The organism is Shinella daejeonensis, assembly GCF_024281235.1.
In the GTDB taxonomy this organism is placed as follows: domain Bacteria; phylum Pseudomonadota; class Alphaproteobacteria; order Rhizobiales; family Rhizobiaceae; genus Shinella; species Shinella daejeonensis.
Window position 1 is genome coordinate 16,592 of the sequence record NZ_JAHWXY010000007.1, and the last position, 26,667, is coordinate 43,258.

At 65.9% G+C, this 26,667-nt stretch carries 31 protein-coding genes and 1 pseudogene; all 32 read left to right on the top strand.

Going from position 1 to position 26,667, the window contains the following annotated elements; all coding sequences use genetic code 11:
• Positions 1-67 precede the first annotated feature (67 nt).
• Positions 68-292 (top strand): annotated as a pseudogene (locus tag KYK29_RS15935) (zincin-like metallopeptidase domain-containing protein); the annotation flags it as partial.
• A complete protein-coding gene (locus KYK29_RS15940) occupies positions 289-660 on the top strand; it encodes a DUF2958 domain-containing protein (protein WP_254691892.1) in 372 nt (123 codons plus the stop codon). The pseudogene KYK29_RS15935 and the gene KYK29_RS15940, both read left to right, overlap by 4 nt.
• On the top strand, positions 660-1,454 hold the full coding sequence (locus KYK29_RS15945) for a hypothetical protein (protein ID WP_254691893.1): 795 nt from the start codon (positions 660-662) through the stop codon (positions 1,452-1,454). The genes KYK29_RS15940 and KYK29_RS15945 overlap by 1 nt, the downstream gene beginning before the upstream one ends.
• A gap of 52 nt (positions 1,455-1,506) precedes the next feature.
• Positions 1,507-3,663 carry a ParB/RepB/Spo0J family partition protein gene (locus KYK29_RS15950; RefSeq protein WP_254691894.1) on the top strand — a complete coding sequence of 719 codons (2,157 nt, stop codon included), beginning with the start codon at positions 1,507-1,509 and terminating at the stop codon, positions 3,661-3,663.
• Between the two features lie 98 nt (positions 3,664-3,761).
• Complete coding sequence (locus KYK29_RS15955; RefSeq protein ID WP_254691895.1) at positions 3,762-4,238, top strand: UCP036055 family protein; 477 nt, start codon at positions 3,762-3,764, stop codon at positions 4,236-4,238.
• 71 nt (positions 4,239-4,309) lie between these two features.
• Positions 4,310-4,636: a hypothetical protein gene (locus tag KYK29_RS15960; protein WP_254691896.1), complete on the top strand. Its 327-nt coding sequence runs from the start codon at positions 4,310-4,312 to the stop codon at positions 4,634-4,636.
• Entirely contained in the window at positions 4,633-4,929 is a 297-nt protein-coding gene (locus tag KYK29_RS15965; protein WP_254691897.1) for a hypothetical protein, read from the top strand. The genes KYK29_RS15960 and KYK29_RS15965 overlap by 4 nt, the downstream gene beginning before the upstream one ends.
• 435 nt (positions 4,930-5,364) lie before the next feature.
• Entirely contained in the window at positions 5,365-5,529 is a 165-nt protein-coding gene (locus KYK29_RS15970) for a hypothetical protein (protein ID WP_254691898.1), read from the top strand.
• Positions 5,530-5,704: 175 nt separating this feature from the next.
• On the top strand, positions 5,705-6,073 hold the full coding sequence (locus KYK29_RS15975) for a thermonuclease family protein (RefSeq protein WP_254691899.1): 369 nt from the start codon (positions 5,705-5,707) through the stop codon (positions 6,071-6,073).
• A 130-nt stretch (positions 6,074-6,203) separates the two neighbouring features.
• The gene (locus KYK29_RS15980; protein WP_254691900.1) at positions 6,204-6,761 is read left to right on the top strand and encodes a hypothetical protein; all 558 of its coding nucleotides are present in this window, start codon (positions 6,204-6,206) and stop codon (positions 6,759-6,761) included.
• 69 nt (positions 6,762-6,830) lie between these two features.
• Positions 6,831-7,247, top strand: a complete 417-nt coding sequence (locus tag KYK29_RS15985) for a hypothetical protein (protein WP_254691901.1) — start codon at positions 6,831-6,833, stop codon at positions 7,245-7,247.
• Positions 7,240-7,884: a DUF8835 domain-containing pootine gene (locus KYK29_RS15990; protein ID WP_254691902.1), complete on the top strand. Its 645-nt coding sequence runs from the start codon at positions 7,240-7,242 to the stop codon at positions 7,882-7,884. The genes KYK29_RS15985 and KYK29_RS15990 overlap by 8 nt, the downstream gene beginning before the upstream one ends.
• Positions 7,885-8,044: 160 nt before the next feature.
• Positions 8,045-12,394, top strand: coding sequence for a strawberry notch family protein (locus KYK29_RS15995; protein WP_254691903.1), 4,350 nt, complete (start codon positions 8,045-8,047; stop codon positions 12,392-12,394).
• A complete protein-coding gene (locus tag KYK29_RS16000) occupies positions 12,394-13,437 on the top strand; it encodes a DUF7146 domain-containing protein (RefSeq protein ID WP_254691904.1) in 1,044 nt (347 codons plus the stop codon). The genes KYK29_RS15995 and KYK29_RS16000 overlap by 1 nt, the downstream gene beginning before the upstream one ends.
• A 337-nt stretch (positions 13,438-13,774) precedes the next feature.
• A complete protein-coding gene (locus KYK29_RS16005) occupies positions 13,775-14,710 on the top strand; it encodes a DUF2493 domain-containing protein (RefSeq protein ID WP_254691905.1) in 936 nt (311 codons plus the stop codon).
• Between the two features lie 161 nt (positions 14,711-14,871).
• The gene (locus KYK29_RS16010; protein WP_254691906.1) at positions 14,872-15,288 is read left to right on the top strand and encodes a hypothetical protein; all 417 of its coding nucleotides are present in this window, start codon (positions 14,872-14,874) and stop codon (positions 15,286-15,288) included.
• A 704-nt stretch (positions 15,289-15,992) separates the two neighbouring features.
• Positions 15,993-16,394: a single-stranded DNA-binding protein gene (locus KYK29_RS16015; protein WP_254691907.1), complete on the top strand. Its 402-nt coding sequence runs from the start codon at positions 15,993-15,995 to the stop codon at positions 16,392-16,394.
• Between the two features lie 486 nt (positions 16,395-16,880).
• On the top strand, positions 16,881-17,255 hold the full coding sequence (locus KYK29_RS16020) for a hypothetical protein (RefSeq protein ID WP_254691908.1): 375 nt from the start codon (positions 16,881-16,883) through the stop codon (positions 17,253-17,255).
• A 453-nt stretch (positions 17,256-17,708) separates the two neighbouring features.
• Positions 17,709-17,957 carry a helix-turn-helix domain-containing protein gene (locus KYK29_RS16025; RefSeq protein ID WP_094463139.1) on the top strand — a complete coding sequence of 83 codons (249 nt, stop codon included), beginning with the start codon at positions 17,709-17,711 and terminating at the stop codon, positions 17,955-17,957.
• Positions 17,958-18,055: 98 nt separating this feature from the next.
• Positions 18,056-18,331: a DNA -binding domain-containing protein gene (locus KYK29_RS16030; protein WP_254692043.1), complete on the top strand. Its 276-nt coding sequence runs from the start codon at positions 18,056-18,058 to the stop codon at positions 18,329-18,331.
• A gap of 112 nt (positions 18,332-18,443) precedes the next feature.
• Entirely contained in the window at positions 18,444-18,668 is a 225-nt protein-coding gene (locus KYK29_RS16035) for a transcriptional regulator domain-containing protein (protein ID WP_254691909.1), read from the top strand.
• A 46-nt stretch (positions 18,669-18,714) separates the two neighbouring features.
• Positions 18,715-19,215, top strand: a complete 501-nt coding sequence (locus KYK29_RS16040) for a DUF2285 domain-containing protein (protein ID WP_254691910.1) — start codon at positions 18,715-18,717, stop codon at positions 19,213-19,215.
• A 140-nt stretch (positions 19,216-19,355) separates the two neighbouring features.
• Entirely contained in the window at positions 19,356-19,637 is a 282-nt protein-coding gene (locus KYK29_RS16045; RefSeq protein WP_094463135.1) for a helix-turn-helix transcriptional regulator, read from the top strand.
• Positions 19,638-19,656: 19 nt separating this feature from the next.
• On the top strand, positions 19,657-20,832 hold the full coding sequence (locus KYK29_RS16050) for a replication initiator protein A (RefSeq protein ID WP_254691911.1): 1,176 nt from the start codon (positions 19,657-19,659) through the stop codon (positions 20,830-20,832).
• Positions 20,829-21,482: a ParA family partition ATPase gene (parA, locus tag KYK29_RS16055; RefSeq protein WP_254691912.1), complete on the top strand. Its 654-nt coding sequence runs from the start codon at positions 20,829-20,831 to the stop codon at positions 21,480-21,482. Before KYK29_RS16050 ends, parA begins: the two co-directional genes overlap by 4 nt.
• Entirely contained in the window at positions 21,479-22,222 is a 744-nt protein-coding gene (locus tag KYK29_RS16060; RefSeq protein WP_254691913.1) for a DNA-methyltransferase, read from the top strand. Before parA ends, KYK29_RS16060 begins: the two co-directional genes overlap by 4 nt.
• Positions 22,219-22,473: a hypothetical protein gene (locus KYK29_RS16065; protein WP_254691914.1), complete on the top strand. Its 255-nt coding sequence runs from the start codon at positions 22,219-22,221 to the stop codon at positions 22,471-22,473. Before KYK29_RS16060 ends, KYK29_RS16065 begins: the two co-directional genes overlap by 4 nt.
• Entirely contained in the window at positions 22,470-22,955 is a 486-nt protein-coding gene (locus tag KYK29_RS16070) for a DUF2840 domain-containing protein (protein ID WP_254691915.1), read from the top strand. Before KYK29_RS16065 ends, KYK29_RS16070 begins: the two co-directional genes overlap by 4 nt.
• Entirely contained in the window at positions 22,952-23,494 is a 543-nt protein-coding gene (locus KYK29_RS16075) for a S26 family signal peptidase (RefSeq protein ID WP_254691916.1), read from the top strand. Before KYK29_RS16070 ends, KYK29_RS16075 begins: the two co-directional genes overlap by 4 nt.
• 67 nt (positions 23,495-23,561) lie before the next feature.
• Entirely contained in the window at positions 23,562-23,897 is a 336-nt protein-coding gene (locus KYK29_RS16080; protein ID WP_254691917.1) for a DUF736 domain-containing protein, read from the top strand.
• Between the two features lie 2 nt (positions 23,898-23,899).
• Positions 23,900-24,664: a lytic transglycosylase domain-containing protein gene (locus tag KYK29_RS16085; protein ID WP_254691918.1), complete on the top strand. Its 765-nt coding sequence runs from the start codon at positions 23,900-23,902 to the stop codon at positions 24,662-24,664.
• Positions 24,665-24,907: 243 nt separating this feature from the next.
• On the top strand, positions 24,908-26,662 hold the full coding sequence (locus KYK29_RS16090; protein WP_254691919.1) for a relaxase/mobilization nuclease domain-containing protein: 1,755 nt from the start codon (positions 24,908-24,910) through the stop codon (positions 26,660-26,662).
• The last annotated feature ends 5 nt before the right edge of the window (positions 26,663-26,667 follow it).

The following is a 26,667-nucleotide window of genomic DNA, read 5'->3' on the forward strand; positions in this document are numbered from 1 at the left end:
CGCCGCCAGATCGGCTGGTTTCGGCTGATGAAAGTCCGCTGAGACAGCTTGACTGTTCAGATAACGCGCCGAAATAAGCGCCGCGTTCTGCTGCGCCTCGCTCGGCATCGTGCCGACTGTGCGCCATGCCGATTACATCGGCTCCTGGCTGGAGGTGCTGCACGAGGACAACCGCGCGATCGTGCGCGCCGCCTCGCAGGCGAGCAAGGCCGCCGACTGGCTCTTGGCCCATCTGCCAGAGGCCGAACCCTCGGGGGCCGGCGCCGACACAATCGACAGGAGGGCGGCATGATCCTCCTGACCGACGAGTTGCGCGCACAGCTTCTGGTCAATGGCCGCCAGCGCGACACCGACCATGTGCCGGTGGTGAAATTCTTCAACCCGCTTGGCGAAGGCTTCTGGCTCGCGACCGAATTGGCCGCGGACGGTGACACGCTGTTCGGGCTGGCCGATCTCGGGGAACCGGAACTTGGCTATTTTTCGCTGGAGGAACTAACCTCGGTGCGTCTACCGTTCGGGCTCGGCATCGAGCGCGACATCCTCTTCTCCGGCGATTTCCCGATTTCGGTCTGGGCCGAAGCCGCGCGCGAGGCCGGCAGCATCCGCCGGGCCGAACGGGTCATCCGCACGGCCCGGCAGTCACGGTGGGAGGGCGTGTGATGCGCTTCCGTCGCTGGCACAGACCTGAACCCTATGGAGATACGCCGCGCAAACGTGCGGCATTTCTCCGCAAGCAACGCCTCGAACGGGAGGCGTTGCCTCTCTTTGCCGATCAGATCGCCACCGCACAACATGGCGTCGATGAGGAAATGGCCCGCCGCGCCGTCTGGTGGGGCGAGGCCGAACACAAACGCCGCAGCCAGCGCGCTGCCTGGTGGCGCAAGGGCCGCGCCAAGCTTTTCGCGCTTCCCGACACGTTGCGCGCGCGTGTTCGCGAGATCTGGCGGACGTGCCCATATCCGGCCGATCCGGCGAGCTTCGCCGATTTCCTCCACCAGATCGCCGTCGGCAAGCTCGATCCCTGGCGGCCGCCGTGGGTCTTCCATCAAGCCCAGTCGGCACGCATGACCCGCGATCCGGCCACGTTCGATGAAGCATTTCGTCAGATCGGCCGCAAACAGGTCGGCGGCGGCCCGAAGACCACGCCGGCAGCTGAACTGCTGTTCTGCGGCAATCTCGGCTCCGGCATCATCTTCCTCACCTCCCGCGTCCGACTGATCGACCCGAACGAAAGTTTCTACACCTCGTCCAACCATCGCCTGCGCGATTCCCATGTCGGACGTTCTGGTCATTGGGTGGAAATCGAGGTGCGCGGCGACTGCTCCAGGGCCGAGCTTGCGCTGATCGAGCGGCTCGCCCAGGCCGCCGATACGCGGCCGGTCGTTGTCCAGCACATCGTCTCCGCCCGCCTGCCGCCGGCGGTTCAGAGGAAGAGAGGGGGTGGGGTTTCGTGACGGATTTAGGGTCGAGAGAGAGGCTTTCGGCGTCCGTCACGGAGATACCACGATGGCAAGAGCTGCCAAGAAAAAGAAACCGGCCCTCCCGATGATCGAGTTCTCGCGGGCGCGGGACATTCCGTTCAACCGGATCAGGCTGTCCGCCGACAATGTGCGCGAAATCGACGTCGAGGCTGGTCTCGACGACCTCGCCCATGACATCGAGCGCCGCGAGGACTTGATCCAGGGCATCAATGTCCGCGCCATCCTCGACGAGGCCGGCAACGAGACCGGCGATTTCGAGACCCCGGCCGGCGGCCGCCGATTCCGGGTGATCAGCCGTTTGATCGAGGCCGGACGCTTCCCCGAGGATGGCCTCGTCCCCTGCATCGTCAAGAAGACCGATGCCAAGACCTCGGCCATCGACGACTCGCTGGCCGAGAACCTGCTGCGCCTCGCCCTTCACCCGCTCGACCAGTTCAAGGCGTTCAAGCGGATGTTCGACATGGGCATGTCGAAGGAGGAGATCGCCGATGCATGGCGGACCACGCCGCGCTACATCATGCAGCGTCTTCGCCTCGCGACCGTGGCGCCATCCCTGCTCGACGCCTATGCGAAGAACGAGATGACGTTGGCGATGCTGGAAGCCTTCACCGTCAACCCCGATCACGAGCGTCAACAGCAGGTCTGGGACCGCGTCAGCAATTCCTGGCAGAAGGAGCCCTGGCAGATCCGCAGTATGCTGACCGAAACCACGGTCCCGGTCGCCGACAAGCGCGCCCGCTTCGTCGGCATTGACGCCTATGAGGCGGCGGGCGGCCCGGTGCTGCGCGATCTCTTCTCCGAGGAGAACGGCGGTTGGTTGCAGGACATCACGCTTCTCGACCGGCTGGTCGACGAGAAACTGCGCACCATCGCCGACGAGATCGCCGGTCAGGGCTGGAAGTGGATCGACTCGGCGGTCGAGCTTCCCTACGGTCACACCAACGGCCTGCGCAGGCTGGTCGGCGTGACCCAGGAGCTGACCGACGAGGAACGCGCCGCCCGCGAGGCGCTGCGCGACGAGTATGACGAACTCGAAGCGAAGTATGCCGAAACCGAGGATCTGCCTGAAGAGGTCGATCAGCGTCTCGGGGAGATCGAAGCCGAGTTAGAAGCCTTCGAGAACCGGCCTGTCACCTTCGCGCCGGAAGACATCGCCCGCGCCGGTGTGTTCGTCAGCCTCGACCGCGAGGGTGGGCTGATCGTCAGCAGCGGTTATGTCCGCCCCGAGGACGAGCAGCCGGAGGCCGTCGACGGCGAGGATGCCGGCGAAGGTGCGGACCCGTCCGATCCTGATGCCGTGCAGCGCGCCGTCATCACCGTCGGCGGCGAGCCGATCCCGGATGGCGACGAGGAAGATGAAGATGCCGTCAAGCCGCTGCCCGAGCGGCTGGTGACGGATCTGACCGCCTGGCGCACGCTGGCGCTGCGCAATGCGCTCGCCGAGAATCCGCACATCGCCATGACCGCCCTGCTGCACAAGCTGGTTCTCGATACTTTCGAGCGCACCGCCACCTCGGGAACGAGCCTCTATGCCGCCGTTCGTCATAACTATCTTCCTGCGGATGCGACGGGGCTCGCTGACACTGCCGCGGCGAAGATGATCGACGAGCGCGCGGACGCCTGGCGGGGCGACATTCCCTCCGGTGATGACGACCGGCTCTGGGGCTGGATCGACGGTCTCGACGATGCCAGCCGCCTGGCGCTGCTCGCCCATTGCGTCAGCTTCGGCGTCAACGCGCTCTACGAGCGGCCGAACCCCTATTCGGGCAATGGCATCTCGCAGCACGGTCTCGACCGCCGCATGGCCGAGGCCGAACGGCTGGCGCAGGCCACCGGCCTCGATCTCGTCGAAGCGGGCTGGAGGCCCACGGTCGAGAACTATCTGGGCCGCGTGACCAAGACCCGCATCCTCGAAGCGGTGCGCGAGGGCGCCGGTGATCGGGCTGCCGATCTCATCGCGCATCTGAAGAAGGGCGACATGGCGAAGGAGGCCGAACGGCTTCTGGCCGACACCGGCTGGCTGCCGGAACCGCTGCGCCCTGCTATGGGTGCAGAGATCGTCGACAGCGCAGTCGACCAGGACGAGGACGGCGTGGCGCTGCCCGACTTCCTCGCCGCTGATGACGACGAGGACGCCCCCGAGACGGCCGGCGATCCGGCCGCTCTTGTCGCCGCCGAGTGACGCGCACCGGGGCGGCCTCGGTCGCCCCGCTTTCCATCCCCTTCCACCTCAAGGCCCGGCATCTCGCCGGGCCGTTTCCGTTTCAGGAGACCAGATTCATGTCCGCTTCCCTCATCTTCGACATTGCCCCGCTCGGCTCGCTTGTCGCCTATAGCGACGGCGAGCCGAAGCCGCCCGCGCGCTTCACCAAGAAGCTGGCCGCGTGGAAATCCCGCAATGGTGTCGGCCGTCTTGTCCGCAAGACGCCGGGCCGCGAGCGTCCGACCTACACGACCCCGCCATCCTTCACCCTGCATGAGGGCGATTTCGGCGAAGGTGGCATCATTCTGATCACCGTCATGCGCAGCTACGGCATCGACAGCGATCTGCGGTTTCGGGTGATCGAACGCCCGAAGATTGGTCAGGTCCGCGTCCTGCAGGATGTCGGCGAGAACACCGAGTTGCTGCATCTCGCCGAGAATCGTGACGCCGCCGAACTCTGGCTGGCCAGGAACGGCTACAGCCGCGCGCGTCTCGAGGAGATCACCGCCGACGAGGTGGGCGCCGATGCCATCGAGGGTCGCGCCGCCGCGTGACTTGTCGCTTTTCTCATTCACCTGGCCCGCCGTCGAAGGACTGCGGGCCATTTTCATTTCAGGAGAAGACCATGCCAACCGAACCCAAAGTCATCCGACCAGCCCCGCAAAGGGTTTATGTTGCCATTTATGAGCACCGTCATGGCACGGATGTTCGTGTGTTCACCGATGAGGCCCAGGCCACGTGCTGGCGCACAGGCTTGGCCAAGGAATGGTGGAGCGATGCCTTCGAGGACGGTCCCCCGCCCGATGATGCAATCGGCGAGGCATATTTCGAGCGGATGCTGGAGCGCGACGAGTTCTTTTCGACGATGCAGTGCGAGGTCGAAGCCGGCGATCACCGCCCGACCGGTCCCGCGGATCTCGGTTCGATCCCCGGCACAGAAAGGTCGGCATGATGACAGTCGATGAAATCTTTGCCGACGACCGCAACAATCCTCCCTCGGAACGGTCGCTTCCGTGGGAGGAGACGTGTGATGGTGTCACCGTCGTTGTCGAGCCGAAGCCGCATTGGGCCGAGGATATGCGCGTCTTCCGGTTAGATGCGTGCGAATATTGCCGCTATCGCGACTGGACGACGGATGGCGCCCGCGCGCGGTTCTACGGGCATATCGACACTTCCGGCGACGATGTGATGCTGAAGGCCCGCGCCATGATCGCCCGCGAAATCGCTGAAGGGCTCTGGGACTGACCGGCCCTGAAAGCAGCGCCTGGCATCGGACTGTCGGGTATTGCTGCACGCAGCGATGGATCGAGGTCCAGCTTCACCATAATGCCGTCCGCTTGTTGTTGCGGAGGGACGGGTTCAATCCCCGGACTGAATCACGTCCTGGAAATCGGCCCGGCAACGAGGCTTGCGCGGCGAGGCATCCGCGACGGGTATCCGGCATCCTGTCAGATGCGAAGCACCACCCCCGCTTCCATTCGCAAACCTTGGTCCGTCCGTCTCTTCGTCAATCAACCCACGAGGGGTCGGCTTACGCAAGCGTGCCGCCCTCGCGGATTCGGCCCCCTCTAAAACGGAGTGGCCCGAACGCGCGAGGGTGATTGCAGATCCGGCCGGACACTTCGGGCACCTGTCGCGCGGGGGATGGTCCCTCGCCTCCAAAGACAGGAGCCGGAACCCATGTCCTATGCAGATGCCACCGCCTTCGCCGCCAGCCTCGCCACCACCCTGATGGTCGAGATCGTCGTGTTTCAGGCCGGGGACGGAACCCACGGCGCTTGCCCCGCCGCCGAGTTCGACGGCGACGAGGACATGGTGGAGCTGGAACTCGATCCATGGAGCTGAGGCGCGAAAGCGCCTCGCCCCGACGGCCCGATGCCCAAGCGCAGCCGGGCCTCTTCCCGTCAAACGCCGCCGATTGCCGCTTGCGTGCCGGGTGGCATTGCGATCCCGGCTCGCATCGGAAAGAACCGGCGGCGATCACGCCGATTTCGCTCCTTTAAGATGAAAGCCATTCGTCATGCTCGGCCATATCGTCGTTTCCGTTCTGCTCTGCACGGCATCCTGCGAACCGGCCGCAATCCGGGTCTGGGACGGAGACTCCATCCGCCTGGGCACAACGCGGCAAGCGGAAGCGGTTCGGATCTTCAACATCGATGCCCCCGAGATCGAGGGCCGTTGCACCTATGAATCCGATCTCGCGTTGCAAGCGAAGACCAGGCTCGCCGATCTCCTGCATGGGCGGCGCGTTGAAATCCTGCGTCAGGGCACGGACCGCTACGGCCGAACCCTGGCGGCGATCCGCGTCGAAGGCCACGACGTCGGCGATATTCTCGTCGGTGAAGGGCTGGCGAGAACCTGGGCTGGACGGCGCGAGCCCTGGTGCTGAGCGTCGGATCATTCCGGCGCAGACCGGAACAATCCTCAATCGCGAAGGAAGAGTGAGAGTGCGGGCCGGTTGGCCGTGACGGGTTGCAGGCGGGAGAGAGGCTTCCGCCGCCCGTCGCGGAGTATTCCCCATGACCCTATCCCGCCAAACTGCGTTCGCTCCTATCAGCGAAATCCTCGCGCGGCAGGTGCTGCCCCGGCTGCACCGCGCCCAGAGGCTGCCCCTGCGCATCTCCTGCATCGGCACCGCGCGTTACGATGGTCTCGGTGATGCCGACGGTTTCGACCGCTCGGTCGTCATCGGCGAGTGCCCATCCCCCGAAGACGCCATGATCTTCGCCAGCCGGCGTATCGCACGCGACGACGTCCGCATCGGCTCGGACGATACGCTGCGCTTCCGCCCGCGCATCATGATCATTCAGGATAGCGACAAGGGCCTGGTTCTCGCCGGAGAGGTCCGGGCCGGGATCGTCCTCTGGCAGCAACCCGTCGCTTCCGACGCCGAGGCCCGCCGTGTCGTCACCGAGGCCAGCCGTCTGCGCGGCATGGCCTTCACGGCATCCGGGTGCGGCGACGCGGCATCTGCCCGCGATCTCCGCTACCGCGCCAGCCTGCTCGAGGCCCGGCTGGTCGATCCTTTCTGGCGCGAGACCGCCGCCGAACTTCTGCGGCTGCCGCAAGCCGCCTGATCACACCAACCAGTTTCCACCCATCCTCGCCCGGCCTCGCGCCGGGCTTTGTCGTTTCAGGAGCCTGACATGGCCAACTATTTCACCCATTTCTCCTGCCTGCTCGATGTGGGCACGCCCGAGAACGCGGCCCGCGCGCTCGAACTCTACAACGCGCTGTCCGAGCAAAACGCCGCCGAAGACCCTCCGTCCGAGGGCTTCCTGCTCTCGATCCAGCCTGAACATGGCGGCACGCAGCTCTGGATGCGCGATGACGAAACCGGCGATCCAGAGCATGTCATCCAGTTCGTCAAGCGCTGCGCCGCCGCGTTCGGGCTGACCGGACTCTGGGGCTTTCAGTATGCGACCACCTGTTCGCAGGCGCGAGTGAACGCCTTCGGCGGCGGCGCGCACGCCCTTGATCTCGCCACCGGCGAGACCGTGGACTGGATCTATAGTGGCAGTTGGCTGGAGATCGTCCTGGACGGAGGTGATCCCTATGCCTGAGATCATCGAAACCACGGTCTATCGGCTCGACGAGCTTTCCGACACGGCAAAGGACAAGGCCCGCGCCTGGTATCGCGATGGCGGGTTCGACTACGACTGGTATGATGCGGTCTATGAGGATTTCCAGCGGATCGCGGAAATCCTCGGCATCCGCTTCAAGACCCGCACCGTGGGCCTGTATGGCGGCGGATCGCGGCAGCAGCCGTGCATCTTCTTCTCAGGCTTCTGGTCGCAAGGCGATGGGGCCTGCTTCGAGGGCTACTATTCCTACCGGAAGCACTCCCCCTCCGAAATCCGGTCCTATGCACCGCTGGATACGACCCTGCACGGCATCGCCGACGCCCTTCAGGCAGTCCAGCGGCGCAACTTCTGCCAACTTCGAGCCGAGGCAACGCATCGCGGCCACTACTACCACGAATATTGCATGTCGATCTCCGTCACCCGCGACAGTCTGACATATCAGGACATGACCGCCGATGCCGAGGAGATCGTCATAGAGGCGCTGCGTGATCTCACCCGCTGGCTCTACCGCCAGTTGGAGCGCGAATACGACTACCTGACCTCGGATGAGGTGATCGACGAGGCCATCGTCGCCAATGAATATACCTTCACCGGAGCCGGACGCCGCTTTGGCTGATCCTGACAAGCGCCCCGCCTGACGGCCGGGCGCTTGTTTCATGCCTGCTCTCGCCACGGATTGAGAGGGAGAGAGCGGCCGGAAGGGATTTGAGCCGGTGCGGTCGAGAGAGAGAGCGCTGCGCGGCTCGATCCTGTCCTGCTCTCCCGAGGAATCCCCGATGAACATGATTTCCGCATCCGCGGCGGCATCCGCCACGGCGCCGCTTCCGCGCGACCACGACGCCGAGACCGCAGCCTGCGTCTTCACCGCTGCTAGGCTTCTCCTGCCGCATCTCGAACGCGGCCAGCGTGTCGATGCCGCAACCCTGCGCGGCGCCATGGAAGCCGCCTTCGGTGCGTCCGATGCCACCGGCGCATGGAACTGGAAGACCGCCTATGATGCCTGCGAGGCGGCGACCGTTCTCTTCCTGCGCAAATACGGCAATGCGCTTTTCCGCAAAGCCGGTACCCCTGCGACGATCTTGCCGCAGCTCGGCAAGATTGCCGGGCTTCTGCCGACGCATACGCGCCGGTCGGAGGAAGCCCAGACCTTCCAGCAGTTCAGCACCCCGTTCCCGCTCGGCTTCGCGGCGGTCACGGCGGCGGCGATCACGCCTGCCGACCGGGTTCTGGAGCCCTCGGCCGGGACCGGGCTTCTCGCCATTCTGGCCGAGATCGCGGGCGGCACGCTGCTGCTCAACGAACTGGCCGAGGCCCGCGCCGGTCTCTTGTCTTCCCTCTTTCCGGCCCTTTCCGTCACCCGGTTCGATGCCGCCCAGATCGACGATCATCTCGATCCCGGCCTTGTCCCGACCGTGGTACTGATGAACCCGCCTTTCTCGGTCATGGCCAATGTCGAGGGCCGCATGCGTGACGCCGCCTTCCGCCATGTCGCCTCGGCGCTGGCGCGCCTTGCGCCTGGCGGGCGGCTCGTGACCATCACCGGGGCGAGCTTCGCCCCCGACAACCCCGCATGGACCGCTTCCTGGACCCGCCTGCAGGAACGCGGCCGCGTGGTCTTCTCCGCCGCCGTCGATGGTTCGGTCTATGCCAAGCATGGCACCACCATCGACACGCGGCTGACCGTCATCGACAAGCTGCCCGCCGAAGACGCGGCGGTGTTCCCTGTCGCGTCCGGTGTCGCGCCGGACGTGGCGACGCTGATCGGCTGGCTGGCCGAGCAGCTCCCGGCCCGGCTGCCGGTCGATCCCGGCCTGACGGTGTCGGTCGCGCGACCCACCGCACCGCGCACTGTGCGCGGCTATGTCAATCGCGCTGCCCGTGCCGCGCCCGCCGCGCCGCTGGCCGAGCCGGAGGGTGTGCCGCTCGCCTTTGAGACCGTGGATTGGGAACCGGCTGAGGACGGTCGCCTGTCGGATGCGATCTATGAGGATTACGGCCTCCAGACGATCCGCATCGCCGGGGCGCAGGCGCATCCGACCCAGCTCGTGCAGTCGGCCTCGATGGCGAGCATCGCGCCGCCGAAGCCCGGCTATCGCCCCACGCTGCCGAAGGACATTCTCGGCAAGCTGTCCGAGGCGCAGTTGGAGACCGTGATCTATGCCGGCGAGGCCCATGGCGGATTTCTCGCCGGGGCCTGGACTGTCGACGACACGCTCGACAATCTCGCCGCCGCGCCGGAGGACGCCAAGGGCGCCATTCGCTTCCGGCAGGGTTTCATGATCGGCGACGGCACCGGTGTCGGCAAGGGCCGGGAATCCGCCGCCATCATCCTCGACAACTGGCTTCAAGGACGGCGCAAGGCGGTCTGGATCTCGAAATCCGACAAGCTGCTGGAGGACGCGCAACGCGACTGGTCGGCCCTCGGCATGGAGCGGCTGCTGGTCACGCCGCTCAGCCGATTCCCACAAGGCAAGCCCATCACCCTGGGCGAAGGCATCCTATTTCTAACCTACGCTACACTGCGCTCCGACGACCGCGGAGAAAGGGTTTCGCGGGTCAAACAGATCGTCGAATGGTTGGGCACCGACTTCGATGGAGTGATCATTTTCGACGAGGCGCATGCCATGGCCAACGCCGCTGGCGGCAAGGGAGAACGCGGCGATGTCGCCGCCAGCCAGCAGGGTCGCGCCGGGCTGCGCCTCCAGCACGCCCTGCCGCAGGCCCGCGTCGTCTATGTCTCGGCCACCGGCGCCACCACGGTCCACAATCTCGCCTATGCGCAGCGGCTCGGCCTCTGGGGCGGCGAGGATTTCCCGTTCTCGACCCGTGCCGAGTTCGTCGAGGCGATTGAGGCCGGCGGCGTTGCGGCGATGGAAGTGCTGGCTCGCGACCTGCGGGCGCTGGGCCTCTACACCGCCCGCTCGCTCTCCTTCAAAGGCGTCGAATATGAGTTGCTCGACCACGAGCTGACCCCGGAGCAGGTGCTCATCTACGACAGCTATGCCGATGCCTTCGCCATCATCCATAACAATCTCGATGCGGCGATGCAGGCCGCCAACATCACCGGCGGCGAGGGCGGGTCCGGCACGCTGAACCGGCAGGCCAAGTCCGCCGCGCGCTCGGCCTTCGAGAGCGCCAAGCAGAGGTTCTTCGGGCACCTGTTGACGTCGATGAAAACCCCGACGCTGATCCGCTCAGTCACCGGCGATCTTGACGCGGGTCATTCGTCCGTAATCCAGATCGTCTCGACCGGCGAGGCGCTGATGGAACGACGGCTGGCAGAGATCCCCACCGAGGAATGGGGCGATCTGAAAATGGACCTGTCGCCGCGCGAGTATGTCCTGGACTACCTCGCTCATTCCTTCCCGGTGCAGCTTTATGAGCCGTTCACGGATTCGGAGGGCAACCTGTCGTCGCGCCCGGTCTATCGTGATGGCCAGCCGGTCGAGAGCCGCGAGGCCGTGGCCCGGCGCGACGAGATGATCGCGAGCCTCGCCAGCCTGCCGCCGGTTCCCGGCGCGCTCGACCAGATCATCCAGTATTTCGGGACCGACACGGTGGCCGAGGTCACGGGTCGTTCGCGCCGTATCGTCCGCAAACGCAGCGTCACCATCGACCGGCTCGTCGTGGAAAATCGCGCGGGTTCGGCGAACCTCGCCGAGACGCAAGCCTTCATGGACGATCAGAAGCGCGTTCTGGTGTTCAGCGACGCCGGTGGCACCGGGCGCAGCTATCACGCCGAACTGTCGGCGAAGAACACCCGGCTGCGCGTCCATTACCTGCTCGAAGCCGGCTGGAAGGCGGACGCGGCCATCCAGGGTCTTGGCCGGACGCATCGCACCAATCAGGCGCAGCCGCCGCTGTTCCGGCCGATCTCGACCAATGTGAAAGCCGAGAAGCGCTTCCTCAGCACGATTGCCCGCCGCCTCGACACCTTGGGCGCGATCACGCGCGGCCAGCGCCAGACCGGCGGCCAGGGCCTGTTCCGGCCCGAGGACAATCTGGAAAGTCCCTACGCCCGCGACGCGCTGCGCCAACTCTACCTCCTGCTGGTGCGCGGCAAGGTCGAGGGATGTTCGCTCGAACGCTTCGAATCCTCCACTGGCCTGAAGCTGATGGACGCGAACGGCATCAAGGACGAGTTGCCCGCGATCACGACTTTCTTGAACCGGCTGCTGGCGCTGACCATCGAGCTTCAGGGCGTGCTCTTCAGCGCTTTCGAGCAGCTTCTGACCGCCCGCATCGAGGGCGCTATCGCGTCCGGCACCTATGACGCCGGGTTGGAGACGCTGCGCGCCGAGAGCTTCACTGTCACCGACCGACAGGTAGTCTACACCCATCCCCGCACCGGGGCCGAGACCAGCCTGCTGACAATCACCGAACGCAAGCGCAACCGGCCCGTCATGCTCGATGCTGCCCTGGCGGAACTCGACGATCCGCGCGCGAATCTCCTGATCAACGAGCGCTCGGGCCGCGCGGCGGTGCAGATCCCCACCACCAGCGTCATGCTGGACGATGGCGAGATCGAGCGCCGCGTCCGGCTGATCCGGCCGATGGAAGCCCACAATGTCCCGGTCAGGATGATGGGCGAGACCCATTGGGTCAAGGCCGACCGGGACGCATTCGCTGCGGCCTGGAATGCGGAACTTGCGGAGGTGCCGGAGTTCGCAGACAGCACCCTGCATATGGTGACGGGCCTCCTGCTGCCGATCTGGAAGCGGCTGCCGAACGAGTCCACCCGCGTCTATCGCCTCCAGACCGATGCGGGCGAACGCATCATCGGCCGCAAGGTTTCGCCGGCCTGGGCCGCCAACGCGACCACGACCGGCATCACGTCGGTTACCCCGGATGACGCCTTCGCGGCGCTGATGGAAGGCCGCACGATCCTCGATCTCGCCGAGGGCCTCCAGCTTCGCCGGGTCCGCGTCATGGGGGTGAATCGCATCGAGCTTTCCGGCTTCACCGACACCATGCGCCAGCGGCTCACGGCCTATGGCCTGTTCCACGAGATCATCTCCTGGAAGCTGCGCATGTTCGTGCCGGTCGATGCCAGCGGACCCACTGTCATCGGCAAGCTCTTCGACCGCTGGCCGGTCGAGCGCATCGGTGAGCGGGAGGCAGCCTGATGCCGCGTCACGGCGCCTCCGAACTGGCGATCCGTCTCGGTCGGGAGGCCGAGGCGGTGTGCCGCCACTACCTGTCGTCCGGCCATCGCGCTGGGCGATACTGGTTGGTCGGCGATGTGCAGAACAACCCCGGCCGGTCCATGTTCGTCCGTCTTACCGGCCCTGCCTCGGGCAAGGGCGCGGCAGGGAAATGGACCGACGCATCGACCGGGGAGCATGGCGATCTGCTCGACGTCATCCGCGAGGCGCTCGGTCTGGTCGACTTCAGGGACGTGGCCGAGGAAGCGCGCCGTTTCCTCGCCCTCACGCATCCCGAGCCGGAAAAGACCAGGATGCCGACCGGCACCAGGTCCAGCCCGGCACCCGGTTCACCTGAAGCGTCGCGCCGCCTCTTCGCCATGGCGCAGCCGATCAACGGCACGCTTGCGGAAATCTACCTCAACGGGCGGGCGCTTACCTCCCTCTCGGGCACCGCCGCGCTGCGCTACCATCCCCGGTGCTACTATCGGCCCGACGAGCATTCGCCCACCGAGATCAGGCCGGCGCTCGTTGCCGCCGTCACCGATCTCCACGGCCAGCAGACCGGCGCGCATCGCACCTGGCTCGCCCCGGACGGGTCCGGCAAGGCACCTGTCGAAACCCCACGGCGGGCAATGGGCGACCTTCTCGGGCACGGGGTCCGCTTCGGCACCGCCGATGAGGTGCTCGCCGCCGGCGAAGGCATCGAGACCGTGCTGTCGCCCCGTCAGGTTCTGCCCCGCATGCCGATGCTGGCGGCGCTTTCGGCCGCTCACCTCGCCGCCATCCTGTTCCCACTGAGCCTGCGCCGGCTCTATGTCGTCAGGGATCGCGACCCGGCCGGGGACGGTGCAAGAGACGGCCTGGTTGCCAGAGCGGCGAGCCTCGGGATCGAGGCGATGTCGCTCACGCCGCTCAACGGCGATTTCAACGACGATCTGCGACGCCACGGCGCCGATGCCTTCAGGGCGGCCCTGAAGGATCAGCTTCATCCCGAAGACGTGCGCCGTTTCATGGAAGGGTGAGGGCGTGATCGGTCCCGGAGGTGCGGCCCAGCTTCGCCCCCTGCCGGTTTCGGTCTCAGGTCATCGCCAGGAGCATCCTTCGTCGGAGAGTCCCGCGCCCAGGGCCTTCTGAGAGGGCGATCGGCGCACAAACGGGACGGGCAGGCAATGGCCGGGTTTGGACTATTTTCCGCCGGCGGGGACGAGCCCCGCCTTTGCATCGCGAAAGTCAAAATAGTCCACCCCGGCCATCAAGGCCCTCGCGGAGCGGGCGAGGGCTGCCAACCCGTCCCGCCCGTGCGCTTCGACGCCTGCGAAGGCCGCGATGGGCGCGGTCTCCAGACGAAGGACGCTCCCGATGACGAACGAAACCTATTCCGCAGGCGACGAGCCGGTCCACACCTCCTCCCAGACCGATCACGCCCTCACCGAACTCCAGCTCTACGGCTGGCGTCCCTTCCAGGACGAACCCGATCCTCGGCCGCTGCCCGAGGGCAATACCGTCGCTGTCGCCGTCACAGACATCTTCGACGCCCTTGTCTCGACGCTCGGCGACACCCGCTTAGAGCCCGACCTCGAAGAACTGCTCTGGGGGGCCGTCAATCTTTTCCACCGCGCCACCAGCCGGGTGGAGCGCGATCTCGACGACAACGAGCAGGCGCAGCGCCGGATGCAGCGGGAACAGGACGGCAGCGAGGTGAAGTCGGTCGAACTCGAACGCCTCACGGCCGAGGGGCAGACCCTGATCGAACGGCGCAACAGCATGGAACTCTTCCGCGACCTTTCAGCCGAGGCTTTCGAGCACCACACCGGCAGCGCCTGGCGGCCGCGTTCCGGCTCAATGGTCAACCATCGCAACCTGACCGCCGCGATGATCGACAGCCGCGACTTCCTTGCCGCGAAGCGCCGGGCCGAGACCGAGGTGATGCTGCCCGCCGGCCCGAAGGTGGCCGTGACCGGCGGCGCCGACTTCAACGACCATCACCTGATCTGGGCGAAGCTCGATCAGGTCCATGCCAAGCACCCGGAGATGGTGCTGCTGCACGGCGGCTCGCCAAAGGGGGCGGAACTGATCGCCTCCCGCTGGGCCGATCACCGCAAGGTGCGCCAAGTCGCCTTCCGGCCCGACTGGACGAAGCACGGCAAGGCCGCGCCCTTCAAGCGCAACGATGCCATGCTGGACGTGCTGCCGGTCGGCGTCCTCGTCTTCCCCGGCACCGGGATCCAGGAGAACCTCGCCGACAAGGCCCGCAAGCTCGGCATCCCGGTCATGAAGTTCGACGGCGGCGCGTAAGCGCCGCCGTTCGGCGGCTTTCAGCCGCCGAATCTTGACAGAAAACGACGCCGGGCATTTGATGGAACATTCTTGAAGAACCGGCGAAGCAGCATAGTCGCAGGCGGAGCGTATCTCCCGGCAGCCTGTCGTGATCCTCAACCGTTCTGCTGGAGGTTTCCATGACGTTGATCCTGCTCGCCATCTCCTTGACCATCACGGCCTGCGTAATCGCCTGGAATCTTGCGATCTATGCCTTGCCGGTCATGGCAGCCATTACTGCCGCTCAGTTTGCGTGGGGCGCGGGAGCTGGCGTTCTAATGTCCGGCCTCAGTGCCGCGGGTGCGGCCCTGCTGTCGATCGCGCTGGTGATCGCGGTTCTCGGCTTCGCCAGGAACCCGATTCTGCGCTTCATCGCGCTCGCGCTCTTCGCGGTGCCCGCCGTCATCGCGGGATATGCCCTGGTCTATGGCATCACGAAGAACGCCATCGACTCCAGCCTCGCCCTCAATCTGCTCGGCGGTATCGGCGGCCTTGTCATTGGCGTCTCGGCCATCGTCAATCTGAACGCCCTCGGCGAGTCCGTATTCTCGCGCTGAACCGGCGGGCCGTTCTCCCGCTTCCAAGGCGAAAACCCGGCGGCCCGCGCCGCCGGGGTCCGGGCCTTCCGCACAGGTATCGGGCCATCACGCCAGCGATGCCCTTGCCCAATCGCTCTCGGTCTGCTTTGTCCGGCGTGGAAATCTGTCGTCGGCATGAGTTCCGCTGCCATGGCGGTCAATCCCTGCCGCCTCGCCACTCCGTGCCGGGGATGCAGCCACGAACACCTTCATGCCCTTTTCGCAATGCTGACGGACCGGGCCTGCGGCTGTCGAAACGGGGGCGATGCCCTGCCGAGCCCACGAATCCGATAGCTGCCTCGTTCTCATCCCGAACGACGTAGCCTTCCTGCGGGAAGCGCGAAGGTGGCCGGGAAAGGGGTGGGCGGTGCTGTGCCGGGTGATCCGGGGTTCCGGGGCCTGCCGGGCCGCTGCTACCGGTGATGACGATGGAACATGCGGTGCATCTCCGATCCGCTCTCGAAAGCACCATCCCTCCGACTGACTGATCCCCTAAGTCCGTTCGGTTTCCACCAGCAACCCCCGCGGCTCCGGACCGTGTTGCCGCGCAAGCGCGGCTGCCCGCCCCACTCCGGGCCTTAGGGGCAAGCTGCCGAAAGGTCGGCAGTTGCGGGAGTCTCCCGACGGCCTTGGCCGGGTCTCGTCGGAGGGATGGTCCCTCCGAGGAGCAACGGAGATAACCCATGCAGAACATCGTCATCCTCGCCGGCAACCTTGGCGCCGACCCCGAAACCAACACCACGCGGAACGACACCCGCATCACCACCTTCCGCATGGCCACCTCGCGCCCCCGCTACTCGGAAGGCCGCGTCCTCCGCGACGAGAACGGCTATCGGGTCCAGGACACGGAATGGCACCGCATCAAGTGCTTCAACGGCCTTGGCAAGTCGGTCCAGGAGCATTGCAAGGAAGGCATGAAGGTTCTGGTTCGGGGCCGCATCCACTATACGAAGTGGCAGGATCAGCAGGGCAATGACCGCTATGGCTGCGAGATCATCGCCGAGACGGTCGATTTCCTGAGCCGGGCGAAGCAGACCGAGAACGATGACGGCAAGTTCATCGACGACGATGACATCCCATTCTGAGCGGAAGCCCGGAGCCCGGCGGCGCAAGCCGCCGGGTTTTCCCCATGTTCGCACCGAAATGCGCCCGCCATCTTTCCCGGTCCATGAAGACATGTCGAACGGATCGACCGCTCGGCATGTCTGATGAAAGGGGGGCAAGCCGCCCCTCTCAAACTCTCCCCATGAAGGGGCAGGGCAGAGCCCCGCCCCCTCAAACTCCCCCACCATGGAGGGGCTTCCCCTCCAAACCACCCCTTTGGCGTTGCGCCGAATATTGTCGCGGCCCCTGGTCGGGGCCGCGGGCTCTTCTCTCTCTGACTTCGGATCATGCACCAGCCACTCCGGCGTCAAGGACATCGCGGTCCCCCCAATTTTCAGCCGCCGCCCAAGGGCGTCGTCAGAAAATCGGCTCCCTCGCTCGCCGCCGCTGGCGGTCGCTTCGCGATCCCTGACCCCTCGCGGCTACAGTGCAGGCTCCTTCCGTCAGAGAGCGAAAGGAGACATGACATGAATAATCACAAGATCATCAGCATCGACGGTGGCAGCGCAGCTTACTGGCGCGAGCGCAAGCATGCCTTCCGCCTCATCCGTGAGGCCGAGCTGGCGGCGGAGCGGCTGGCAGATGCGCCGATGTATCTGCACGGCGGCTACGATGAGGACGGCGATGTGATTCCCATCGAAAACCTCGGCCCCCACGATGACATGGAGGACGCGATCCGGGCCATCGAGGCCGATCCGACAGCGGTGAGCATCCTCGTCGCGCAGGGGCGCACGGACATCGGTGGGCACAAGGTCAAGGCAGTGATCGCCGGGTTGGAACCGGACTGGGGCCACATCGAGGACCCGGTGAGCAATCCGCTCTGGGGACCGGATACCGACTGAGCCTGCGACGAGAGGCGGCAAAGCCGCCTCTCGTCTTTGCTTCGTCGTCAGGAGGCCCGGCGGCCGGATCGACCGGCCACCAAGGCTGATGAAAGGGGGGCAAGCCACCCCTCTCAAACTCTCCCCATGAAGGAAGGGGCAGGCCCCCTCCTTCAAACATCCTCCCCAAGGGAAGGGCTGAAGCCCCTCCCTTGAACCCACCCATGGGAAGGAGGCGACGGTTCCCTCACCCTCCTTCCCAAACCCATCCTCCTCTCCCTGAACCTGTTGAGCCGTATTCCCAGGACGCCATCGGTATGACCGCCCGGCGACCGAATCAGATGCGAGGCCGTGAGGCCAAGTTTCGCCAAATCAGGCGTTTTCGCGCAGAAACAGACTGGCGCGCGATCATAGAACGACTAAAATAGTCGTAGTTCTAGAGTGCGTGCAGGTCCGAATGGGAGGTGATCATGTATGATCACCGCCCGACAGTCACGGGCCGCGCGTGCGTTGCTGGGTTGGACACAGGAGACGCTCGCTGACAAGGCCCGTGTATCACTCACTGCGCTCAAACGCCTCGAATCCGAGAACGGACTCGAGGTGTTCGAATCCACGCGCGATGAGGTGCGCCGCGCGCTCGAAGCCGCCGGGATCGTTTTCCTGTCCACCGACAAGGGCGAGGGCGTGCTGCTCCTTCACGAAGGCAGCAACGCGAAACGGTGACGTCACGGCTGCCGTTGCGACCAGTTCTCGTCAAAAAGGATGGCTATCTCCCAACGGAGATGGTTAACAAATGCGTTACCTGCGACGATGAGAAAGTGATGGCACAGGCAATACAGGCGTTTCTGGATAAACCGCCATCCAGTGATTCGCTGACATCTTATGATCGCGAACATATGAAGCTCTATATGCGGCTGCTCGATGCGGAACGCGACGGTGCCGACTGGCGCGAGGCCGTGCATGTTCTTTTTGGCCTGAGTCCCGACCGCGATCCCGAGCGCTGCCGCTCCATCCATGATGCTCACCTTGCCCGCGCGCATTGGATGACCGAACACGGCTACCGCGAACTGGTCCGCGAAAGCCAGCGAAAGACCTGATCGTGATGCGCGCGACGCATCACCCGTTGACCGTCACCCGACTTCCCGAGATCAACCAACGCGTGAATTCTGAGTCTTCCCTATCCCTCTGGAAGAGCCTCGGGAGGCCGTGATGACACCTGACGCATCGACCTGGCGTTCTTCGGCGGAATATGACCGTCTGGATGCGTTGACGGCATCCGATCTGGCATGGGAATGGCTTCGCCGCAACGAAGCCTATGACGCAGATTTTGAAGCTTCGGCCTCTGACCATGGAGACCCCGAACCGCTGACCGAGCATATCCGGCGGCGGTGGGGGTTGCGATTTCCCGGTCGATCCCCAGGCCGCACCTCCTGACGCCCCCGTCGTCTGGATGCCGCAAGAGGACACGAGCGCGATCCTGTTGGCCCCAGCTCCGCCGGCATTCGAAGACAGCCTCGGCCATGTCCCGGCCATCTGGCGTGTTCACCTTCCGGCAGACGGCGCCGACGGCGATTTCCGTTTCGCGCTCGGCAACGGGCAGAAGCTCCAGATCCTCGATGGCGCTGTGAACAGCGAGACGATTACGGTGGCCGTGGTTTCGCTCGGCCTCGACGGCTTCGACCGGATCGAAGCCATTCGTCGTTTCCTCTCTGCACTGCATGGCCGCGCCATCCCGCCCGACACACGCCTGACCCTGCAACAACGCGCACGTCTCCGCCGGATGCTGCAAGCCTTCGACGGACATCGGGCCGGCGCAACACAACAGGAAATCGCTCAAGCTCTCCTGAACATCGGTCATCTCGACCGTGACGAATGGCAGGCATCCTCGGCCCGCCATGCCATCAAGGCGCTGATGCGCAATGCCCGCACGATGGTCGCCGGTGGCTATCGAAAACTCCTGCGTCATCGCCGCCCACGCTAGCGCAACTTCGTGCGCCCGATGGTGGGCGATTTCGATACCCCCCAACTTCGCCCTGCAACTCGCCGGTTCTCCTTCGCCACCGTGGTCCTTGCCCGCCGCTGATCCCCAGCGGCCGTCCCAACACCACGGAGACCCGTTCCATGCCGCACGAACCCGTCATTCTGCCGCCGCGCTTTCTGCGCACCAAGGAAGCCGCCGACTTCCTCAGCCTGTCGGCGCGAACGCTGGAAAAGCATCGCACCTACGGGACCGGCCCCGCCTATCGCAAACTCGGCGGCCGCGTCGTCTATGCCATCGACGATCTCGAAGCCTGGACCGAGCGCGGTGCGGTCACATCCACCTCCGATCCGCGCGGTTCCATCCTGCCCGCCAAGCGACAGGCCGTTCCGTCCGGTCGACAGGCTGGCCGCTACGCCCGCTGATCGCAACCGGTTTCCCTTCATGGCGGTGCGACGTCGACTCTCTTCCGAGCGCGGGCAGCTCGACTTGTTTAGGGCGCTTCCCGGCGACTTCGCGCCACGAGACGCGCAGGATCTCATGGCCTATCCCTTCTTTTCCCTCGCCAAGTCGAAGCGCATCGCGCCCATCGACTTCACCGCAGGCAGCGTGACCATCCGGGTCGAGGCCGTTCCCGATCACGGTATGGCCACGATCTGGGATGCGGACATCCTGATCTGGGCCGCGAGCCAGATTGTCGAAGCCCGCGATACCGGGCTTCGCACCTCGCGGCTGATGGCCGCCACCCCCTATGAAATCCTCACCTATGTCGGGCGTGGCACGGGCTCACGCGACTACCAGCGCTTGAAAGCGGCCCTCGACCGGCTGCAATCGACCACGATTTCCACCTCGATCCGCCAGCCGGCCGAGGGTCGACGCCACCGCTTCTCGTGGATCAACGAATGGCAGGAGCGCACCGACCGCAACGGCCGCCCCGACGGGATCGAGATGATCGTGCCGGACTGGTTCTACCAAGCCGTCCTCGACGATGCCCTCGTGCTGACGATCGACCGGACCTATTTCGACCTGACCGGCGGCCTCGACCGCTGGCTCTATCGCCTAGTGCGCAAGCATGGCGGCCGCCAGCGCGATGGCTGGCGCTTCGACTTCCATCACCTCCATCAGAAATCCGGCAGCCTGTCACCGTTCAAGCGCTTCGCCTTCGAGCTGCGCGACATTATCCGGCGCCAGCCTCTGCCGGGCTACACGCTGTTTCTCGAAGCCGAGATCGGCGGCCGCATGCTGCTCGCCTTCGAGCCCACCGCGCCCTGTGGAAAACCTGTGAATGGCCTCGTGCTATCGGGAACCCGGACTATCGTGCTATCGGGAACCCGAGGCTCGTGCTATCAGGAACCGAAACCGGCCTTAACCTACGGCCGTCATTCACGAAATCGCGCCCTTAACTTAGAGTCTAACATAGACTCTAACCTTGAAGAGCGTGCGCGCGATGTGGAAAACCTCATCCGCGACACCGCGAAAAGCCTCAGTATAGCCGGGAAGAAGAGGGCATCCGACGTCCCGAAATCGTCTCGACCGGCATCTGATCGAGGCACGGCCGAGACGCCTGAAGCTCCCGACACGCCCCGCCTTCCGCTCGATCCGCCGGAGGGCCGGCGATGATCATTGTGCTCCTCAACCAGAAGGGCGGCGTCGGCAAGACGACGCTGGCCCTGCATCTCGCCGGTGAACTGGCGAGCCGGGGCAGCCGCGTCACCCTGATCGACGCCGATCCGCAGGGATCTGCCCTCGACTGGTCGCAGCAGCGCGCGCGTGAGGGCCTGCCACGCGCCTTCGGCACCGTGGGCCTGGCCCGCGACACGCTGCACCGTGAGGCGCCCGAACTCGCTCGCGATGCCGATCATATCGTCATCGACGGGCCGCCACGCGTCGCCGGGCTCATGCGCTCGGCGCTGCTCGCCGCCGATCTGGTGTTGATCCCGGTGCAGCCCTCGCCGTTCGATGGCTGGGCCTCGGCCGAGATGCTGTCCCTCCTTGCGGAGGCCCGCATCTACCGGCCGCAGCTCATCGCCCGCTTCGCGCTCAACCGCTGCGGCGCCCGCATCGTCATCGCCCGCGAGACGGCCGAAACGCTCGCCGGCCACGATCCGCCGGTGCTCGCCAGCGCCATCGGCCAGCGCGTCGTCTTCGCCGACGCCGCGCAGTCCGGGCGGCTCGCCAGCGAGATTGATCGCCAATCTCCTGCCGCCTGTGAGATCGCCGCGCTTACCGCCGAGATCGAAGGGCTGGGCATCGGGAGGGCCGCACGATGAGCGTCCTCACCGGCGACTGCCGTGAAGAAATGCCCTGGCACGCGCCTTATGACATGATCATCGCCGATCCGCCCTATGGCGACACCTCGCTCGCCTGGGACCGGCGCGTCGAGGGCTGGGTCGCGCTGGCGCGCGCCGCCCTCCGGCCTACCGGCTCGCTTTGGGTCTTCGGCTCGCTGCGCTGCTTCATGGCGACGGCCGACCGCTTCGCCGATGCCGGCTTGCGGATCGCGCAGGAGATCGTCTGGGAAAAGCAGAACGGCACCGGATTTCATGCCGACCGCTTCAAGCGGGTGCATGAGCTGGCCGTCCAGTTTTATCCGGCAGAGACCGCCTGGCGTGACATCCACAACGACGTCCAGACCACGCCCGACGCCACCGCGCGGACGGTTCGCCGCAAGCAACGTCCTCCCCATACCGGCCAGATCGACGCTGGCCAATATGTCAGCCATGACGGTGGCCCGCGCCTCATGCGGTCGGTCATCTACCTACGCAACTGCCACGGCCGTGCGATCCATCCGACCGAGAAACCGTCGGCGCTGCTGGAAATCCTGATCCGCACGAGTTGCCCCGAAGGCGGGCTGGTCGGCGATTGGTTCGCGGGCTCCGGCGCGGCAGGCGAAGCCTGCCGGCTTTCCGGCCGCCGCTATATCGGCTGCGAGATCGATCCCGACATGGCCGAGCGCGCGCGGGCGCGCATCGCCGCCGTGCTGTCGTTTCACGATGGAGGCGCGTCATGACGGCGCGCAACGAGAAGCGTGGCTTCGCTGCTCGCCCGGCCGATCCCGATGGCTGGATCAGGGCCGGTGACGCGCCGCCAGCAGGTGGCGGCGCTGCGACGGCCTACACAGCCCGGCTCACGATCGACATCACGCCTGAGCTTCGCGGGCGGATCAAGATCGCAGCGATCAGGCGCGGCGGCACCGTCACCGACATGCTGCGCGACCTGCTCGCGCGCGAATTCCCCGATACGTCAGGAGAGCGCTCATGATCGGCGCCGCAGCTCATGAAGATGACCTGACCCGCGTGCAACTGACGTGGGTGGAAAAGAAGATCGAGTTCTGGATCAGGTTCGGTCAGGAGGCCGGGGAACATATCCTCGACCGCAGCCGCCGCACCGTCTCTTTCCGTCCCTGTGCCGTGTTCGCATTCGTCCGCTGGGCGGCGAATGACTATGGCACCGTCATCTCGCGGATCGACATCGTGCGCGCCGTCGCGCCCGGCTGCGCCTATCAGACGCTGCCCTTCGTGCGTCCCGGCGCGGAAATCCTGCTCAGGATCGAAACCTGGCCGAAGGTCGAGGATGTCCTTCACCATGTCGATGCGATCGAGGCGCTCGGCATCGACCCCGCCGAGGTCGATCCCGATCACTGGCGCCATGTCGCGCACTGGATGAGCGCAGGGGAAGCGCCGCGTCCCTATCCGCTGGAGCGCCATCTCGCCTGGCTTCGGCGCCGGGAGGTCGGACAATGACCCGCGCCCGCTATGTCCTGCTGACGGCGGCGGGGCTTTCCACCGTCATCGCCAGCGGCGTTCCGACCGCGCCCAGGCTGGTGTGGAACGCATCGGCCAGCGTGCCGGTCGGCTTCTACACCATCGCGCCGGCGGACCGGCTCGAGGTGCCCGATCTGGTTGCGGTCATGCCGCCCGAATCCGTCGCGGCCTTCATGGTCGCGCGCGGCCACGTCGCCCGTGACGTGCCGCTTCTCAAGCACGTCCTCGGCCTGCCCGGACAGTGCCTGTGTCGTCATGGCCGCGCGATCACGGTGGATGGGATCGAGATGGGCGAGGCCCGCGACCGCGACAGCCGGGGCCGCGACCTGCCGGTCTGGCAGGGCTGCCGCACCGTCGCCGAGGACGAGATCTTCCTGATGAACCCGGACGTCGGCGACAGCCTCGACGGCCGCTATTTTGGCCCGTTTCCCGCCTCGACGGTAATCGGTCGGGCCATTCCGCTTTTCACCGACGAGGACGGCGATGGCCGCCTCGTTTGGCGCGCGCCGATGCGGTGACGGCGCGTCCGCAGCGGCGCGTGCGAACGCTCCGCATCTTCTCCACCGCGTTTGAAAGGAGCCTCCAATGGCACTGATCGGTCAATTCACCCGCACCCCGTCCGGCTATTCCGGGCATGTCCGCACCCTCATGCTCGACGTCGAGCTGACCTTCGTTCCCGCCGAGAATACGGACTCCGAGAAGGCGCCCGCCTATCGCATCCATCTCGGCGATGAGGACGGGCCGGAGGTCGGCGCTGGCTGGAAACATGTCGGCGAAAGCGCGGGGCCGTTCATCTCGGTGCTGCTCGACGATCCCGTTTTCCAGCAGCCGATCCGCGCCCGCCTGTTCCAGTCGGACGACGAAGGCCGCGAATGGGGCCTGCGCTGGAACCGTCCGAAAAAGCGCGACGAAGAGGAGTGAGCATGATCACCTCCTGCACTCGTCCCGCCTCGGGAAGATGCGGCGCCCGCCGCCGCATCTTCCTCCTTCTTCTTTCCGGCCTGTTCATCCCGGCCGTCGCCGCGCCGCCGATTCTGGCGCAGACCACTGTGCCAGATCGTGCGACCGCCCTGCATCCGCACGCCGCGCACATCACCGAGGCGTCACAGCGTTTCGGCATCCCGGCGATATGGATCATGGCCGTGATGCGGGCGGAAAGCGCGGGCGATGTGCGTGCGCTGTCGTCGGCGGGTGCGATGGGGCTGATGCAGGTGATGCCCGACACCTGGGCGGAGCTGCGCATCCGCCATGCTCTCGATCGTGATCCCTTTGAGCCGCGCGACAATATCCTCGCGGGGACGGCGTATCTGCGCGAGATGTGGGACCGCTACGGCAATGTGGCCGCGATGCTCGCAGCCTACAATGCCGGCCCCAGTCGCTACGACGAATACCGCCTTGCGGATCGTCCGCTGCCCGCCGAAACGCGCGCCTATGTCGCTTCGCTTGCTCCCATTCTGCACGGCGAAGCGCCATCGGGCACCGCTGCCGCTGCTGCCCGGTCGCTCGACTGGCGCGAGGCGGCGATCTTCGTTGCGCGCGGAGATGGGACTTCCCCCGCAGATCCAGCGTTGCAGGGTCGTGCGCCGGACGACGCCCCTTCACTCCTCCCGGCTGCACCGGAGTCGCTCACCGCCTTGCAGCCCGAGGGCCTCTTCGTCACCCGCAATGCCGGCGGGGACCAGCCATGAGCGGCGGCAACGCAATTCGCATCCCATCGTGCGCTGGCGTGTCATGGAGGGCGCGAGGAGTGGCGGCAAGCACCACGACCGAAGGATGGCTAGATAAAAAGGCGCACGGTGCGCTTCGGTTGGGCGGTTGTTTTTGCGTGGTTTTCTGGCGCGTTCCGCACCGTGCGACGCTGACGCGCGCCGTGTGCTTCGCGCCCATCTTCCTGATTTTCCACTCTCTTTTGCACCGTGCCGGGCTGCGCCATGTCCGATGAGCATGAGTTCCGCATCCGTCCGGGGCGCATCCGTTCGACCCGCGCGCAGCAGACCCGGCCCTTCATCGCGCAGGCGCTGGCGGCCGCGCAGAAGGCTGGTGGCCGGGTCTCGCGCTCAGGCAAGATCGCTTCCGGCAATCGCTCCCGCTTCGGGCGCGGCCAGCGCGCCAGCATCCAGGCCAATCGCCTGCTGACCGGGCAGTCACGCAACGTCGTCATCAAGACCCGCGTGGTTCGTCACATGTCTCGCTCCGCGCCGCTTGGTGCCCACCTCAATTACCTGCGCCGCGACGGCGTGACCCGCGATGGGGAAAAGGCGCGGATGTTCGGCCCGGAAATTGACGACATGGATGCCGGCGCTTTCGCGGAGCGCTGCGAGGACGACCGGCATCATTTCCGCTTCATCGTGTCGCCCGAGGACGCAGTGGACATGGCCGACCTCAAGGATCACGCGCGCGAGTTGATGGGGCAGATGGAGAAAGACCTCGGCACGAAACTCGATTGGGTCGCGGTCGATCACTGGAACACCGACAACCCTCATATCCACATCATCCTGCGCGGCCGCACCGACGATGGCCAGGACCTGGTAATCTCTCGCGACTACATCAAGGAAGGGATGCGCGCCCGCGCACAGGATCTCGTCACGCAGGAACTCGGCCAGCGCACCGATCTGGAGATCCACCGCAATCTGGAGCGGCAGGTCGAGGCCGAACGCTGGACCCAGCTCGACCGCCAGCTTGTGCGCGACGCCGGCAAAACCTGCATCGTTGATCTCGCCCCGCTCGCCGACCGTCAGCAGGACGAGTTCCATACGCTGAAGATCGGTCGGCTCCGCACCCTCGAAGTGCTTGGTGTCGCTGACCAGATCGGCCAGTCACAATGGTTCATCAAGCCCGAGGCTGAAGCGGTCCTGCGCGAGCTGGGCGAGCGTGGTGACATCATCAAGCGTATGCATCGTGCTCTGACCGAACGCGGCATCGAGCGGGGTTCGGCCAGCTATGTCCTGGCCGGTGAAAGCCTCGACGTTCCGGTCATCGGCCGTCTGGTCGAGCGCGGCCTTGATGACGAGCTGAAGGGCACAGCCTATGCCGTGGTCGACGGCGTGGACGGCCGCAGCCATCACATCAGGCTACCGCATCTGGACGCCGCCGGCGACAGCCCGCCCGGCTCAATCGTCGAGCTGCGTGCCTACGAGGATGCGCAAGGGCAGCGCCGCGTCGCACTCGCCGTCCGCTCCGATCTCGATCTTGGTGCGCAGCTGGGTGCCGAAGGCTCGACCTGGCTCGACCGGCAGGCCATCGCCCGCGATCCGATTGCGCTCTCGCACAGCGGCTTTGGTGCCGAGGTCCGTCAGGCTCTGGATGAGCGCGCGGAGCATCTGATCGGCGAGGGCTATGCCGAGCGGCAGGGCGGCCGCGTCGTCTTTGCGCGCCGGCTGCTCAGCACGCTGCGCAGGCGCGAACTCGACAGCCTTGCCGAGAAGCTCGCGATTGAAACCGGCATGTCCTTCGAGCGCGCCGCCAGCGGCGAATATGTCGCCGGTTCATATCGCCAGCGCTTCGCGCTCGCCTCAGGCCGCTTCGCCATGATCGAGGGTCCCGGACCCAACGGGGGCCTCGGCTTCCAGCTCGTGCCCTGGTCGCCCTCTCTGGAAAAGCAGATCGGCCGTCACGTCTCCGGCGTCGCCCGCGACGATGGCGGCATCGATTGGGATTTCGGGCGCAAGCGTAGCCTCGGCCTCTGACTTCA